This window comes from Paenibacillus sp. CF384 (assembly GCF_900106745.1).
In the GTDB taxonomy this organism is placed as follows: Bacteria; Bacillota; Bacilli; order Paenibacillales; family Paenibacillaceae; genus Paenibacillus_Z.
Window position 1 is genome coordinate 118,423 of sequence record NZ_FNNV01000005.1, and the last position, 16,141, is coordinate 134,563.

The following is a 16,141-nucleotide window of genomic DNA, read 5'->3' on the forward strand; positions in this document are numbered from 1 at the left end:
GCTCGCGATCTCCCTTCGCTTAGGTGCTTTAGGCGCTCTCCCAAGTGTCCGTCGTACAGTTGACCTTCTCGAATAGAAAATGTTCCATCTCCGTTTGATCCGGCGTTCCCGTACTACCGCCTGATTGTGTCACAGACAAGGCTCCGCATGCGTTGCCATATAATAAACACTGCTCTGGCTTCAGCCCGCTCAGAAAACCGTAGATGTAGCCGGCGTTAAAGGAATCCCCGGCACCAGTCGTATCGACCACAGGTACATGGAAACCCGAACGAAACTGAGCTTGTCCGTTTACTGTCGAAACCGCGCCGGCAGAACCAAGCTTGACTACGAAATGGTTGCTATGAGCAGACAACTTCGCAATGATATCCTTTATGCTTGAACATCCGGTATAATGCTCCGCCTCGACTTCATTCATGAAGAACACACTGACTTCGCTCATCAGTTCATAGATGCCAGCGAACCACTCGCCGGTATCGTCCCAACCTACATCAATGGAGGTCGTCACGCCTAACGCCTTAATCCTTTGAACGACTTTCATATATTCCGCGTGATTCTCTCTGCCACGATAACCGGTCAGATGCACATGTCTTGCCAAGGCAACGCTATCCATATCGAGAAGCCCCATGCTCAGCTCCGCGTTTGATCCCATATAAGTAATGAAGGAACGATCCTTCTCCGGATTGATCGCGATGGAAATGCCTGTGCTGCTGCCGCTGATGCGGATATAGCTGGTATCGATGCCATGCTCGGTCAAATGATCGCGCACGAATTGTCCGAAACCATCTTCACCGAGTATGCCGTTAAACGCAATCTTTAAGCCAAGTTTCGCCAATGCCATACTGAACAATGCGGCTCCGCCGCCCACATGAATCGTCATGTTCTGAACAAGCACCTCTTGTCCGGGCTTCGGCAGCTCGTTGCAGCCGGCAACGACCAAATCGATGTTCGCGTCCCCAATTACAATCGCGTCGTATTTCTTCAAGGTTGCTTCATCTCCGCCCTACTCCTGATATGCTTGCCTCTGCTCATCTACTTCTTCTTAGCTATACAGCTCTCGCGCGCCACCAGCCGATGCTCGAGGACGAGATCACCGCTTGGCACCTCGCCGGTCTCCACCTGGTGAAGCAGGATGCGCATCGTTTCTTTCCCCATTTCATGAATGGGCTGTTCCATCGAGGTCAACGTGGGTCTCGTAAGCTCGGTTAATTGGCTGCCGTCAAAGCCGATGACCGAAATATCCTCAGGCACACGAAGATTGTGATCCCGGATACAATTCATCGCTCCGACAGCCATATCGTCACTCACCGCAAACACTGCAGTCGGACGCTGGCTAACTCGGAGCAGCTCTTTCATCTGCGCGTAGCCGCTTTTCACTTTATAATCCCCGAAACGGATATGCTCGTGAATGATCCGGATCCCTTTGCTCGCAAGTGCATTCCGATAACCGCTGTACCGATTCTGCCCTGACGTGATATCACGCATGTCGCCGCCGATAAAGCCGATTTCTTCATGCCCCAGCTCGATCAAATAAGACGTCGCATCATAGGCTGCCTTATAATCGTCGACGATAACGGATACGAATTGTTGATCCATCGGTTTAACGCTGGAGAAAATAACCGGAATCTTCATCTTATGGATGAGACTTCGAATCTCCTCGTTGATCTTCTCATGCATAATAATGATGCCTTCAACCCGCATCTCTTGAAAGACGTTCAAATACTTATATTCCTTATCAATATCCTCGCTGATGTTGCACACGAGCAAATTGTAGTCGTTTGCGCTTGCGGCTTCTTCAATGCTGCTAAGAATAGTCGCATAGAAGCTGGAGGTAATATCAGGTACGATTACACCGATCAGGTTCGTTTTGTTACGCACCAAACTACGGGCAATATGGCTAGGGGCATATCCCAATTCTTCGATAGCTTGATTCACTTTGCGCTTGAGATCGTCCTTGACATACTTCTCGCCGTTCAACACACGGGATACGGTCGTTACCGAAACGCCCGCCAGGCGCGCCACGTCTTTAATTTTTGGCTGCACATTACTCACCCTCTTTATAAAGATTCAATTAAGAAGCAGTTCGCCGTTCACGAAACAAACTCCTTTACGCTTCTAAGCATTATTTACTAGTTTCGACCAAGGTGAAACGGCTGACGCCGTCCTTTGACAGCGCAGAGCGTTTCATACCGGAGATTTCTAAGCTCATTTATAAATGTGAAACTTATAAATTCTTAGAAATAAATAAAGGCTGGGAAAATGCGCCGTAGCCGCCTTCCAAATAGGCCGCAATGCGTACGTATCCTTCATCGCCTTTACATTCGTAAGTAGCCTGGCTTATTCTGCCCGTCGTCTCCTGCAGCACGCGGCCGTCTTTACCGAAGAACGTTACATACTTATACATTTTATCCAGCAGCTCATTCGAACGGAGATCGATTACAATCGTATGGCCTTCCGTGCGAATAGCATCGAATCCATAGCCCGTAGATACGTAGAAATTGCCGTCCTTGATCGCTTGCGTAATCGCTTCATTCGTATTCGCTTCCGCCTGCACCATATTCCAAGCTCGTTTCTCTTGGCCGTAAACATGCGAATCATCGTTGCCGAAGCCCCATACCTTCCGTCCGCTCGACAATAAGGCATCCCATTTATCAAAGGCGATATCGTACTCCGGGTTGCCGTCGCCGTTATACACTTCAATTCCAATATAGCGTTCCAATTTCATCATATCTTCCAAGGTCCAATAATTAGAGAAGAAGCGATTCGGATGAACAAGAACGCCAAACCCGCCGTTGTCGACCGCCATATCGAGCAACCGCTGATAGTTTTCAATCGTAAATTCGTTGCTGTATCCATCAAGCATTGTCAGCGGCGGATTAACGAGCAGCATATGCGTCTGGCGGCTGCTCACTTCAATGGCATCGAATACAGTAGGAATGCTGCGCTCGCCTTCGTGCTTCGTAATTTTATCATGATCGGAAATACCCAGAAAATCGTAGCCGCCATACATCTTATAGACCGTTTCCAGCGGGAACCAGCCATCGCTGTTCGTCGTATGATTGTGAAAGCTGCCTCTCCACCATTTGCCCGTTTGCGTGTAGCTATTCAAGATTTTCATCACCGATATCTCCCTCTCTCCGCTCTTCTTTCTATTCTTTCATGGAACCGATCATAATGCCTTTAGCAAAATAACGCTGGACGAAAGGATAAATAATGATAATCGGAGCCACCACTACGATGATCGTCGCCATCTTAAGCGAGTTGCCCGTAATTTGGATTTTGTCGAGCAGCTCGTATCTGGTCGTGCCCGCCGCTTGATTGAGCGTATCGCGCATCGCTTCGGCGCTTGTCAGCATTTCCTGAAGCAGTGTCGATAACGGACGCAGACTGGCTTTACGTACGAAGAATGCACCGGTAAACCAATCATTCCAATGCCCTACGGCGTTGAACAAACCAATAACGGCAATAACAGGACGGCTGAGCGGCATAATAATGCGCATAAAGATGGCAAAGTCGTTGTAGCCGTCAATGCGCGCCGATTCCTCTAAGCTTGGGTGAATTTGCTGGAAGAAGGTTCGGATAATGATCAAATTCCATGCACTGTATAAGGTTGGAATGACATAAACCCAGATGTTGTTCGTTAAATGAATCGACTTGAGCAGCATGTAGTAGGGGATGATGCCTCCGCCAAACAGCATCGTGAAGAAAATAAGCATCATGAAGAATTTTCCACCGGGCAGTGTTTTGCTCTTTAACGCATAAGCAGCCATCGCTGTCATAAACACGCTGGAGACCGTGCCGACCACAGTACGGAACATTGAAATCCCGAAAGCCGATGCGATATTAGAGGCTTCGAATACCTTCATGAAATTCTCGAACGACCAGATGCGAGGCCAGAAGAAGATGCCGCCTCTTTCCGCATCTTTGCCCGGATTAAATGCTAACGCGAATATATTCAGGAAAGGAAGAATAATAGACAAGCACAAGAGGACAATTAGGACATAATTGATGACGCGGAATACTTTCTCGCCAAGGCTGATCTTATAAAATTCGTTCACTGACTTCCCTCCTCCTACACCTCGAAGAAACCACACTCCGAAACTGCGATAGCAAGGCGGTTCTATCCGGGCTGCGAATAAAACCGCCTGACCATCAGGTACTCATTTGCTGCCGGTAGATGCTACAGCTTTACCTTTGTTTTTGGATCCGCATTCTTCTCCGCAAGCAGCTTCAAGTAGTCGTCCAAGCCGGAAGCTTCCATTTGCTTCAGCGCATTGTCAATGATCTTCTTCGCTTCATCATGACTTTTGCTGTAATACGCTTGGATCAAGCTGTCGTTGTAGTTATCAAGTGCGGTTTGCAATTCTGTGCCATTGCTAAACTCGCCAATAAACGAATTCGGCTGATAAGCATCGGATACAACGCCGTTCTTCACCTTCTCATCGAAGTTCCAGTAGGTTGCGATTTGCTCTACTGCCGGGAACAAGCCTGATGCTGCGTTATCGCCATAATTGGCTTCACCGAAATCCACTAGATTATCATTGTCCGTGCTGCCGAGGATATCGCCCCAGTTGTTGCCTACGCCGCCAAAACCAAGCTTCTTCGCTTCGTTAGGATCTTTCGCTTTCAAATCCACGACTTCTTGTTTCACGAGCGGGTTGCCTTTGTCGTCAAGCGTGTAGTCGCGGCCTTCAATTCCGTATTTCCACAGCAGCTTGCCTTCGCGGCTTGCAAGGAAATCAGCGAATTTAACGATGTCTTCGGGTTTCTCGGTCGTAGTCGGAATCGCCCAAGCGGAGTAACCGGACTTATAGGAAATTTGCATTTGATAAGGACCGTCTACTTGGTTAATTGGACCAAGCGGAACATAATGCATATCTTGGTTAAATTCTTGGTAGCTGTGCGTATCGCCGATAATCGCCCATGAACCGTTTAATGCGCCTTCTGTTGCACGGCTCTCGTCAATCGTGAAGAACTCGGGATGAATTAATTTTTCTTTGATCAACTTCTGAATATAATCGACTTTCTTCAGGGCATATTCGGTTTGCGCCTCATGCAGAATTTTACCGTCTTTGGTCTGCTTGATGCGTTGATCGTCTGCGCCCCACTCTAGATCATTGAACAACGCTCCGACTTCCTTACCGCCCCAGTAAGAGGGGCCGATTGGCGTAACCGGACCGCCATTGTTGTCTTTGAAATTGCCTGCTTTAATCTTCTTAGCCAAATCATACAGCTGATCTGTCGATGTAATGGTGCGTGGATCAATACCCAGTGCGTCTACGATATCTTTACGGATGTAAGGACCTCCGACACCTTTCCATGATACTTGACCGCCTTCGCGTTGGATGTTCATATGCGTGAAGTATGTAGCGCCGTTGAACTCCGGACGGAACATAACGCCGTACTGCGTATCCATTGGCAGGTAATCAGCCTGCAAATATTTGCTGTACACCTTCGAATCCTTGAAGAAAGGAGTCAGGTCGGTGAACATGCCTTCGCGAGCTGCTTTGAGCACGACCGGCATTTCCGGACGACCGCTGTTGTTCAGATAGAAAGCAACGAAATCCGGCAGATCGTTCGCCGCGAGCCCTGCAATCAAACCATCAATGGAATGCTCGGCCTTCATAATTTCGATTTCGAAATCAATGCCCGTTTTCTCTTTAATTTGCGCTTTGATTTCAGGGTTCATATCCTCGGTGTAATCGTCGGTTCCCATGAATACGAGGCCTTTAATCGTACGGTCTGCAATCCATGTCGCCGGCTTTCCTTCAGGTGCATTTGTAGCAGTGGCATTGCTGTCTGAAGCGGTATTGCTGTTTGCAGCAGGTTCATTGCTCGTGTTGTTGCCGCTATTGTTGGAACAACCTGCGAGTAGCATAGAAACCATAACAGGAATCGCTAGAAACTTCGTCCATTTTCTGCTCATGCTTTTTTCCCCTTTAATTCAATTTTTTTGTATGAATACGTCGGTTGACGTTTCCACCTTAGAGCGTTCTTCATCACATGGTAGCGTTACCATAGTGAAGTGTCTGACACTTTACGGGACAGCTTATTGGCCAGTACTACTAAGATTAGTCCGATAACGCCTTGCAGCATACCAACTGCGGTTGCATATCCATATTGTCCGCCTTGTAAGCCGACTCGAATGATATAGGTATCTAAAATATCGGAAAGCTGCATGTTTCCCGGCGTTCGCAGCAGATAAAGCTGGTCGAATCCGGCGGATAAGATGCTTCCAAGCGATAAAATAAACAGAATGACTACTGTCGGCATGATAGAAGGAAGTGTTATGTTCCAGATCTCCCGAAGCTTACCGGCACCATCGATCTTCGCCGCTTCGTACATATCGGGGTTTACACCTGATATCGCTGCCATATAAATGATCGAATCCCAGCCGATCGACTTCCATAGATGGCTGCCGAACATAATTTGATAGAAGTACTTAGGGTCCATCATGTAGAAGATGCTGCCATCACCGCCCACATTGGCAATGAATTGATTGAGCAGGCCGGTGTCCGGAGCGAGAATCCGCTGGATCAATCCGACAACCACGACCCAGGACAGGAAGTGCGGCAGATACATGACGCTCTGTGAAACGTTCTTGAACCATTTGTTGCGAACTTCATTAAACATAAGTGCCAGTATGATTGGAAAAGGCAAGTACAGGAACAGCTTCATACTGCTGATAATCAGCGTGTTTTGGATTAAACTCTTGCTTTGGTAGGAGTTGAAGAAGGTGACGAAATAGTCAAAACCGATCCAGGGGCTTCCGAGTATGCCTTTGTTGAACTTATATTCCTTAAAGGCTAACAACAAGCCGCCCATCGGAATATATGAAAATACGATGAAGAACACGAGACAAGGCAGTAGCATGAAATACAAGTACCGATGCAGCATAATGTTTTTCCACAAAGAAGCTCTGGGTTTTTTCAGCTTCACTTGCGAAGTCGTCGAGACATTTGCCATGAGTCGGGAATCACCTTCTTTTCGGAGAAATGGCTAATTCTTGTTGTGCTCTGTTGCTTCTGTCGGTTCTGATTTGATTTTCTGGTATCGATACCAGAAACGGCTAAAAAATTTACTTTCCAATAAAACGGAAAGTAAGCGTTGCCATTGGTTTCATTATAGCAACTAATTTCGAATCTGGCTATACGTTTTTCTACTCTTCATGAATACTTAACAGTCGGCTTGGCTGCCTCGTGGTGATGGCATCTACCCCTATTCCGATCAGCCGTCTCATCTCTTGCGGTTCGTTCACCGTATACACCCATACAAGCAGTCCCGCGGCATGCGCACGATCCACTACTTCTTGGCGACATGTCGAGCTCTCCATGTTCAAACCGGCATAGCCGCCTATTTGCGCTTTCCGGCATACGGCATCCGCAAACTCGACATAGCGCTCGCCTTTCCCATCGGTCCAAACATCAGGCGTGTTGTACATTACTCTAATATCGGGGTACCTCGCGGTCATCGATTCGGAAGCCCCCGTAATAAAGACGCGCTTCTGCGCAGCGAACTGATAAATCAGCTTAGCTGTCGGACCGATGGCGTCGGTTGATTTCAAATCCAGATTGAGCAGCATACCACTTGAATCTGATACCCGTAAAATCTGCTCCAGTGTCGCTATTTCATGCTCGCTATATATAGGAGAGATTGATTGCCTCACTTCAGGGGCATTCAATTCCTCATAGGTACAGGTCAGCAGTGCCGGCGAATGATCATGCAGCAATACTGCCGTACCTCCAAGCGTCACAAGCACGTCTACTTCTGCGATTTGGGCACCGCTCTCCATGGCTTCGAAGAACGAAGCTAACGTATTATCCGGATGAATGCCGCAGCCCGTATGGGCTGCGGTTAATGGTTTGCGCATCTAGTATCGGCTCCTTCTCTTGGATGTTCTCTCTAAGCCAGACTACGGTTAATTATTCACAGCCCGTTTGATTTCCGTCTCCATTCGAAGCAAGTTCTCCAAGCTTAATGCCAGACTGTCCATCGGGCTGCCCGGGCAGTAATCCTGCTCAACAGCGTACCATTCTACGCCGCTCGCTTCACCCCACCGAATGATCGGGACAAAGTCAATAATTCCGCTGCCAATCTCGGCAAAATACCCCCGTTCGTCAGCGGTCATATCTTTCAAGTGGAGAATTGGCATACGCCCGGCGTATTGCTCGATGTACGTGAGCGGATCCACATTCGCTTTCTTGACCCAATACGTATCAATCTCCGCATAGACCGGACTCTCGGGATCCAGCTCTAACACATAATCCAGCGCGTATTGCCCGTTCATGGACGTATGGAATTCAAAGTCATGGTTATGATAGCCGGCTCTAAAACCCATGGAGTGGACTTGAGCTGCAACAAGGCGCAGCGCTTCCCGTACGCTTCGATACCCTTCCGGATTCATTAGCTCATCGGGCAAGGAGTGACAGATGAAATCTCTCGTCTTGAACAATCTGGCTTCTTCCAGCACGGCCGGCAAATCATGCTTCATGCGCTCCAAGCCGACATGCATCCCGGCGGTTTGCAGGCCGAGCTCATTCATAACCGCTGCGATTTCACGCGGATCATTGCCATGTAAACCGTCGATTTGCACCGCCTGCCAGCCCATCTTCTTCAGTTCGCGAAGCGTGCCCGGGAAATCCTTCTTCAACTCATTCCGGAGCGTGTACAATTGCGCAGCTAGTTTCTCTCTCATACCACAAGCTCCTCTCGTTTCAGATCCAGCCATTCCTGCTCTGCTTCTGTAAGATTGATTTCCATCGCTTTCACGGAATCCATCAACTCCGCATCGCTGCGCGGGCCAATAATCGCTCCGGTAGGAAACGGGCGATTGAGCACAAAGGATAGGGCGATATGCAGAGCCGTGACGCCTTTGCTGTCCGCCAGCTTCTTCGCTCGCTCATAGCGCTTCCAGTTGTCCTCGTTATAATAGACGCGAACCATGTCCGAATTGGATCGATCCTCCGGCGAGAATAATCCCGTAAAGAAACCACCTGCTTGCGCAGACCATGCAAGCAGCGGCAATTGCTTGCGTTCATGCCACTTGCTGGCTTGTTCATCCGCCGACACGCAGCCTTCCCATCTCGGCTCATTCGCTGCAGCCAGAGCAAGATTCGTGCTGCTGAACATGAAACCGGACAAACCATGCGCCTCTGCATAGTCATTAGCTTCCTGTATGCGATGATGCGTCCAGTTAGAAGCCCCGATGGCCCGTACCCGGCCTTCGCTAAGATGCAAGTTCAGCTCCTCCATAATCGGTCCGACCGGCGTTCCCGGCTCGTCACGATGAAGAGCATACAAATCGATATAATTCGTTTCCAAGCGATCAAGGCTTTCGAACAAATCCTTGCGTATCGCTTCCGCATTAACGCGAGGCCCCGGGCTGCCGTCATTGTGGTGGGCACCTTTGGTCATGATGACCATCTGATTCCGGATTCCCTTCTCCGTCATCCATTGCCCGAGGATGGTCTCGGCACGTCGATATTGATGAGCGGTATCAATCGTTGTTCCGCCTGCGGCAACATAGGTGTCCAACATGTCCGTTCCATTCAACTTGCTTAAGTCGCCGGTTCCCATCATGAGCCGGGACAGACGAACGCCATTGATTTCCATGAACTTCATTGAGTAGGCCCTCCTTGTGCAGCTATGTCGAACTTTCTGGTAGCGATACCACATAACGAAGTCGTATGCCCCATGAATGGGGCTGCGACTGAATCATTAACTGTAACCCTACCGGGCAGCTTCATCGCTTAGATAGTGATTGGTTTCCCGGTAGATTGCCGAATAACAAGCTCCGGCTTCAGCACTATACGTTTCGAGTCTCCGGGTTTCCCCGCATTATTCTTACTCAGAACCAAGTCTACAACAAGCTGACCCATCTGCTCCGTTGGCTGCGAAACCGTCGTCAGCAGGGGATCAGTAACCGTCGCCAATATCGTATTGTCAAACCCGACAATCGACAGCTCCTCCGGAACGCGAACACTCATCTCCTTCGCTGCTTGCAGCGCGCCGATGGCGAGCAGATCGTTGCAGCAGAACACGGCTGTTGGGCGATCCGCATAGCGAAGCAGCTCCGAAGCGCCGCGCCTGCCATCTCTAACCAAGTCATGACCGCTCATTTTCACCATGTACTCTGGGATCTGTAACCCAGCTTCGATGACTTCGTCTTGGAAGCCGCGAATCCGTTCTTGCGAGCTCATTACTTTCGGATGCTCAGCCAGCACAGCCATTCGGGTATGCCCTAAATCCAGCAAATGACGAGCAGCCATTCGGCCGCCTTCATAATCGTCAACGACGACGGTCGCCAGATCATGACCAGGCATTTCCCTTGCGATCAGCGCGAATGGAATGGACTTCTTCTGAAGCTTATCCAGCAGCTCCCCGCTATCGATCCCCGTACCGATAATGATACCGTCGACACTCTTTTGTTGAAGCAAATTCAAATACCGTTCGACTCGCTCGTCTTTGTTATCCGTGCTGCAGATGACCAAGCTGTAGCCATGCACATCTCCCTGGTCTTCCACAGCCCGGGCGATTTCGGCGAAGAAGGGGTTGGAAATATCCGGAATGAGCAGCCCCAGCGTATACGTTTTCTTGCCGGTCAATGCGGAGGCGATGAGGCTCGGCTTATAATTCAGCTGTTCCATGACGCTGATAATAGAGGCTCGGCGCTCTTCGCTAATCTTCCCTTTCCCGTTAATAACTTGGGAGACGGCCGCAATGGAAACCCCGGCTTCTCGTGCTACGTCGTAAATCGTTGCTTTCACTCTAGTAACTCCTCCTGCTTCTATGCCTCTTACCGTTTACTAACGATTCGGGTTCGGGTTGACCATGATCCACTCATGGTCCGGATCGTTGTGGAACTTCCACGTACGTACCGGACCGGCCATTACATTCAAATAATAACAATCATATCCCGGCGGAGCGGAGACCGGATGATAGCCTTTGGGCACCATGACTGCTTGCCCATCCTTGACAACCAGCGTCTCGTCCAAGGAGCGATCGTCCGTGTACACGCGCTGGATCGCAAACCCCTTCTCCTGCTGAATCCGGAAATAATAGGTTTCCTCGAGCAGTGATTCCGCCGGAAGCGCATCCTGATCATGCTTATGCGGCGGGTAGCTGGACCAATGTCCGTTAGGCGTGAACACCTCCACCACAAGCAGGCTATCAGCCGACTGCTGCTCAGGCAGAATGTTATGAATTTGACGCTCCAAGCTGCCATAGCCGCGTGTTTCCACACCGACCTGCTCCGGCTTGATCAGCCGAGCTTCATGATTGCCATTGCCCGGAGCGGAACAAATGGCCATCTCCACATCCGTTACGGCGCGAATCTCGTAGTTATCGTCATTCGGTACATAGACCGAATAAGGCGTTGTTCGTTCGAATATATTCATTCTGCTTCCAATCGCAAGCCACTCATGCGACCTCGTTGTCACATCCGCTTTACCGCTTAGAAGGACAAGGCACACTTCTCGATCTCCGGTATCACGGCGGAAGGCTTGACCTGCTTCTAACTTGATGACTTGAAATCCAACATACTTCCAACCTGCCGACTCCGGCGTAATGTTCATTATACTGCCATCGTGATCCGGATGATCAGCCGGCGCAATGATTAAATTCGACATCGTTGCCTATCTCCCCTCCTAGATAAGGATCGCATGCTGCTCCGCGAGCTGCATCGCTTCCGAGACTTTAACGGGACGCGCAAGCATAACGGATAACTTGGCAGCCAGCGCAGCCAGCTCCGCCTGCAAGCCATCGGAACCGCTGACCGGAACCGGCCGATCCTCTCGGATGCAATCGATAAAGATCCGCGTCTCTTCTCTGTAGGCCTCTTGATACCGCTCCAAGAAGAAATGCAGCGGCTTATCGCGGAACACGCCTTCAGCCGTACTGATTTCCGCCGAATTCGGATAATCGTTCGTCACGGCTGCCGCTCCTTTGGAACCGAATACCTCCACGCGTTGATCGTATCCATATACGGCCTGACGGCTGTTATCGATGACTCCCATCGCTCCACTCGCAAACTTCAGCGTTACGATCGCCGTATCGACATCGCCATATTGCGCGAATACAGGGTCGATCAACACGCCGCCGTGTGCATACACCTCTTCGATTTCGCTACCGGTTACGTAACGTGCCATATCGAAATCATGGATCATCATATCCATGAACATACCGCCGGATACCCGAATGTAATCTTGATGCGGCGGATTGGGGTCGCGCGAGGTGATTTTGACAATGTGCGGGGTTCCAATCGTACCGCTCTGCACATGCTCGCTGATCCTCTTGAAGTTATGGTCGAAACGCCGGTTGAACCCGATTTGCAGCTTCACGCCAGCCTGCTTCGCGGTCTCTACAGCTTCCTGGGTCTGTCTGATGTCCATACTGACAGGTTTCTCGCAGAAGATATGTTTGCCCGCCAGTGCAGCTTGCTTAATGAGCGGGACATGCGTGTCCGTCGAGGAGCAGATGAACACGGCATCGATATCCGGATGGGCAATAATGGCCCCGCTGTCCTTCGTTACTAACGGAATGTCTCGAAGCGCCGCCCATTCCTCTAGCTCAGGACCTGCGAATAAATCGCTCACCGCGATGACTTCCACTTGCGGCATCCGCAGCAGATTATCGGCATGTATTTTGCCGATCCGGCCCGCTCCGATGATGCCGATCTTGATTTTCTCCAACGCCATATCGATAGGCCTCCTCTTACCAGCGGGTAGTGATCATTTTCTTGCGCGTATAGAACTCTACACCGTCGCTGCCGTTAGCATGCAAGTCGCCGTAGAACGACTTCTTCCAACCGGAGAACGGGAAGAATGCCATTGGAGCCGGAACCCCGAGATTCACGCCCAGCATGCCGGCATCGATGGTTTCGCGGAACTGACGAACGTTAGCGCCGCTCTTCGTAAACAAACATGCGCCGTTGGCGAAATCCGACCGATTGGCCACTTCGATGGCTTCCTCCAGCGTTGCCACGCGCACGATGGACAGCACCGGCGCGAAGATCTCGTCTTCCCAAATTTTCATGCCGCATTGCACTTCATCGAACAAGGTCGGTCCGACAAAATAACCTTCACCCGTTGATGCCGCATCCTTGCGTCCGTCCCGAATCAAGAGCGCGCCTTCCGACTCGCCAAGCTCGATGTACTTCAATGTACGTTCTTTGTGGGGTCCGCGAATAACAGGGCCGAGGAAAACGCCCTCTTCCATGCCATTGCCGATCGTGATGCGATCCGCTGCTTCGACCAGCTTGTTCACGAGCGTATCGGCAACTTCGCCTACAGCTACTACGACGGAGCAAGCCATGCAGCGCTCGCCTGCGGAACCGAATGCCGCATTGACAATTTCCTTCACCGTCAACTCCAGATCGGCGTCCGGCATCACGATGGAATGGTTCTTCGCTCCGGCAAGCGCTTGAACCCGCTTCCCGTTCGCGGAAGCTATTTTGTACACATACTCCGCTACCGGCTGGGAGCCGACGAACGACACGGCCGTAACATCCGGATGCTCCAGAATGCCATTCACGACATCATGCGCACCATGAACGATATTCAGGACGCCATCCGGCAAGCCCGCTTCCGTGAACAGCTCCGCGAGACGGTTCGCCAGAAGTGGCGTACGTTCCGATGGTTTCATGACAAACGTATTGCCGCAGGCAATCGCGAGCGGGAACATCCAGCATGGCACCATCATCGGAAAGTTAAACGGCGTAATCCCGGCAACGACGCCAACGGGATAACGATACATGCCGGATTCGAGGTTCGATGCAATGTCAGGCAGCTGTTTGCCCATCATCAACGTCGGGGCGCCTGCGGCGAATTCAACGCATTCGATCCCACGCTGCACCTCGCCGTAAGCTTCACTGTAGCTTTTGCCGTTCTCGAGCGTGACTAGGCGGGCGAGCGCTTCCCAGTTGTCGACCAAGAGCTGCTGATATTTGAATAAAATGCGAGCTCGGCGCGGAACCGGCGTCCGGCTCCATCCCGCGAAAGCTTCCTTGGCCGTTCTCACCGCAAGGTCAACGTCTTCTTTGGTAGACAGCGGAACCAGCGCCAGCACTTCTTCCGTTGCCGGGTTATAGACGTTCTCGCGTGCGGCAGAGGCGGACGGTACCCAGCTGCCTCCGATCCAGTTGTTCAACAATTCAGTCATACTCGAATTCCCCTTTCGTAATCAACAATCTGTCAGCGACGACTATGAGGCTGTTATTTTGCCGTTATTGCAGTCTTCGATATATTGGAGCACTTGGCTCTCGGTTGGCATGGCGTCAGAACAGCTATGGCTCGAAATAACGATACAGGCAGCCGCGCTGCCGAACTCCATGCACTGCTCAAGCGACCAGCCCTGCATAATCCCATGCAGGAATCCGGCGGCATAGGAGTCGCCTGCGCCGAAGGTTTTGATAACCTTAGCCGGGAAGCTCTTCGCTCTATGACTCTTGTTATCAGTCGTATAGGCGATCGAGCCCTCTTTGCCATGCTTGATAATGACGATTTTTGCGTTGTCGTCGAACCATTTGGAGGCCGTTACGCTGTCGCTGTGCTCCGGATTTTGCTCGAACACCTCCATCATGTCGAACTCCTCGCGCGTCCCCAGGATGATATCGCAATATGCTGCGGCCATATTATAGTAAACGGCTGTTTCTTGCTTGGAAGTCCACGTATAAGGGCGATAATCCAGATCGAACGCGATAACCGTTCCGTGTTTCTTCGCGTACTGCAGCGCTTGGAATACCGCTTCCCGCGAGGGACTCTGCGCAAGCGCCGTGCCTGAGATTAAGAGCATCTTCGACTGCGCAACCAAAGCCTCACTGACTTCCCCAGCTTCCAGCAGCAGATCGGCCACGTTGTCGCGATACATGAGAATACTGCAATCGGTAGGACTCTTAATCTCGGTTAAAGCCAGCCCGGTCACCGCACCGGATCGATCGGTCACGACATTCCCCGTCTCGATCCCGGTTCGCTGCAAATAATCGAGGATGAAGCGCCCCATCTGATCATTTGCGATTTTACCGATAAACGCCGTTTGGCGTCCGAGTCTTGCCATCCCGATTGTAATGTTCGCAGGAGAACCGCCGACATATTTGGTGAATGTCATCGTCTCTTCCATCGGGCGATTGATCTCATTCGCATTCAAATCGATGCAGAGACGTCCAATCGCCGTGAAGTCATAGGCTCTGTCTGCCTTGAAAGACACATAAGTCATGGCGTGGATTACCTTCTTTCTTCCGAAGTCAGAGATTCGATGTACTGAAGCGCATTCCTCGCATATTCATAGGCCGGATGCAGCGCGGGATCTTGTTCCCCCTCCAGCAAGGCCCATCCCTTATAATTACGTTTGACCAGTTCAGATAGAATCGGTCCAAAATCAATGCAGCCATCGCCCGGAACAGTGAACACGCCTTTGCGGATGCAAGTGATAAAGTCCGCCTGTTCTGCTCTTGCTTCCTCCAATATTTGAGGCCGAATATCCTTCAGATGAACATAGGCGATCCGGTCGTAATGCTTCTGCAGCACAGTCAGCGGATCCGCTCCGCCGTAATAGGCATGCCCCGTGTCGAAGAGCAGGTAGACGAGCTCCGGATCGGTCAACTCCATGAGCCGATCGATCTCTTCTGGCCGCTCCACAACCGTTCCTCCGTGATGATGATAGGTCAATTTCAACCCAAGCTCCTTGGCAATTGCTCCGGCAGCATTCAAGCCTTCAGCCAGCGACGCCCACTGTTCATCGCTTAAACGCTGCACGTCCTTCTCATTCGGAGAACGCCGCGGATCGAAGTGAAGCGATCCTCCCGCCTCGCACGTGCTGATCACGGTGCTTCCCATGTCCTTCAAGAACTCGACATGCTTACGATAAGCGTTCAGCTCTTCTTCACGGTACGCCGGATCGGAGAATAGCACCGACTTCCACTGCGACGTCAAGCTGATCCCCCGCCTTGATAGCTCATTCTTCAGTACCTCTGGATCGCTCGGGAACTTCCGCCCCATCTCCGTTCCTGTCAAACCAAGCGCGACGATGTCATCGACGATCCGCTCGAACGAAGTATCGTCGCCGTGCTCCTTGACATCCTCTCCAACCCAATTGATGGGATGAATCCCTAATCGGAATGGCAACTGTTTCATAGGCTCGCAGCCCCTCT

15 protein-coding genes are annotated in these 16,141 nt (G+C 50.9%); all 15 read right to left on the reverse strand.

Translation table 11 applies throughout. From position 1 onward, the window contains the following. Positions 1-28: 28 nt before the first annotated feature. The 15 genes from BLW29_RS11000 to iolE all read right to left on the reverse strand — a co-directional run bounded on the left by BLW29_RS11000 (position 29) and on the right by iolE (position 16,124). The gene (locus tag BLW29_RS11000) at positions 29-982 is read right to left on the reverse strand and encodes a carbohydrate kinase family protein (protein ID WP_090979345.1); all 954 of its coding nucleotides are present in this window, start codon (positions 980-982) and stop codon (positions 29-31) included. Between the two features lie 47 nt (positions 983-1,029). After that, the gene (locus BLW29_RS11005) at positions 1,030-2,040 is read right to left on the reverse strand and encodes a LacI family DNA-binding transcriptional regulator (RefSeq protein WP_090979347.1); all 1,011 of its coding nucleotides are present in this window, start codon (positions 2,038-2,040) and stop codon (positions 1,030-1,032) included. Between the two features lie 181 nt (positions 2,041-2,221). Continuing rightward, positions 2,222-3,115, reverse strand: coding sequence for a CehA/McbA family metallohydrolase domain-containing protein (locus BLW29_RS11010; protein WP_090979349.1), 894 nt, complete (start codon positions 3,113-3,115; stop codon positions 2,222-2,224). Positions 3,116-3,146: 31 nt separating this feature from the next. Then, complete coding sequence (locus tag BLW29_RS11015; RefSeq protein ID WP_090979350.1) at positions 3,147-4,055, reverse strand: carbohydrate ABC transporter permease; 909 nt, start codon at positions 4,053-4,055, stop codon at positions 3,147-3,149. Between the two features lie 122 nt (positions 4,056-4,177). After that, complete coding sequence (locus BLW29_RS11020; protein ID WP_090979352.1) at positions 4,178-5,923, reverse strand: extracellular solute-binding protein; 1,746 nt, start codon at positions 5,921-5,923, stop codon at positions 4,178-4,180. Positions 5,924-6,009: 86 nt separating this feature from the next. Beyond that, positions 6,010-6,963 carry an ABC transporter permease gene (locus BLW29_RS11025; protein ID WP_090979353.1) on the reverse strand — a complete coding sequence of 318 codons (954 nt, stop codon included), beginning with the start codon at positions 6,961-6,963 and terminating at the stop codon, positions 6,010-6,012. Between the two features lie 193 nt (positions 6,964-7,156). Further along, positions 7,157-7,867, reverse strand: coding sequence for a glycerophosphodiester phosphodiesterase (locus tag BLW29_RS11030; RefSeq protein WP_090979355.1), 711 nt, complete (start codon positions 7,865-7,867; stop codon positions 7,157-7,159). A 48-nt stretch (positions 7,868-7,915) separates the two neighbouring features. Continuing rightward, a complete protein-coding gene (locus BLW29_RS11035; protein WP_090979357.1) occupies positions 7,916-8,692 on the reverse strand; it encodes a sugar phosphate isomerase/epimerase family protein in 777 nt (258 codons plus the stop codon). Then, entirely contained in the window at positions 8,689-9,618 is a 930-nt protein-coding gene (locus tag BLW29_RS11040) for an aldo/keto reductase (RefSeq protein ID WP_090979359.1), read from the reverse strand. The genes BLW29_RS11035 and BLW29_RS11040 overlap by 4 nt, the downstream gene beginning before the upstream one ends. A gap of 128 nt (positions 9,619-9,746) precedes the next feature. Then, entirely contained in the window at positions 9,747-10,763 is a 1,017-nt protein-coding gene (locus tag BLW29_RS11045) for a LacI family DNA-binding transcriptional regulator (protein ID WP_090979361.1), read from the reverse strand. A 39-nt stretch (positions 10,764-10,802) separates the two neighbouring features. Then, positions 10,803-11,624: a 5-deoxy-glucuronate isomerase gene (gene iolB / locus BLW29_RS11050; RefSeq protein WP_090979363.1), complete on the reverse strand. Its 822-nt coding sequence runs from the start codon at positions 11,622-11,624 to the stop codon at positions 10,803-10,805. An 18-nt stretch (positions 11,625-11,642) separates the two neighbouring features. After that, positions 11,643-12,686 carry an inositol 2-dehydrogenase gene (iolG, locus tag BLW29_RS11055; protein WP_090979659.1) on the reverse strand — a complete coding sequence of 348 codons (1,044 nt, stop codon included), beginning with the start codon at positions 12,684-12,686 and terminating at the stop codon, positions 11,643-11,645. A 22-nt stretch (positions 12,687-12,708) separates the two neighbouring features. Beyond that, positions 12,709-14,154, reverse strand: a complete 1,446-nt coding sequence (locus BLW29_RS11060) for a CoA-acylating methylmalonate-semialdehyde dehydrogenase (protein WP_090979365.1) — start codon at positions 14,152-14,154, stop codon at positions 12,709-12,711. Positions 14,155-14,196: 42 nt separating this feature from the next. After that, positions 14,197-15,207 carry a 5-dehydro-2-deoxygluconokinase gene (gene iolC / locus BLW29_RS11065; protein WP_090979367.1) on the reverse strand — a complete coding sequence of 337 codons (1,011 nt, stop codon included), beginning with the start codon at positions 15,205-15,207 and terminating at the stop codon, positions 14,197-14,199. An 8-nt stretch (positions 15,208-15,215) separates the two neighbouring features. Beyond that, positions 15,216-16,124 (reverse strand): myo-inosose-2 dehydratase, encoded by a 909-nt coding sequence (gene iolE, locus BLW29_RS11070; RefSeq protein ID WP_090979369.1) that lies wholly within the window; start codon positions 16,122-16,124, stop codon positions 15,216-15,218. Positions 16,125-16,141 lie beyond the last annotated feature (17 nt).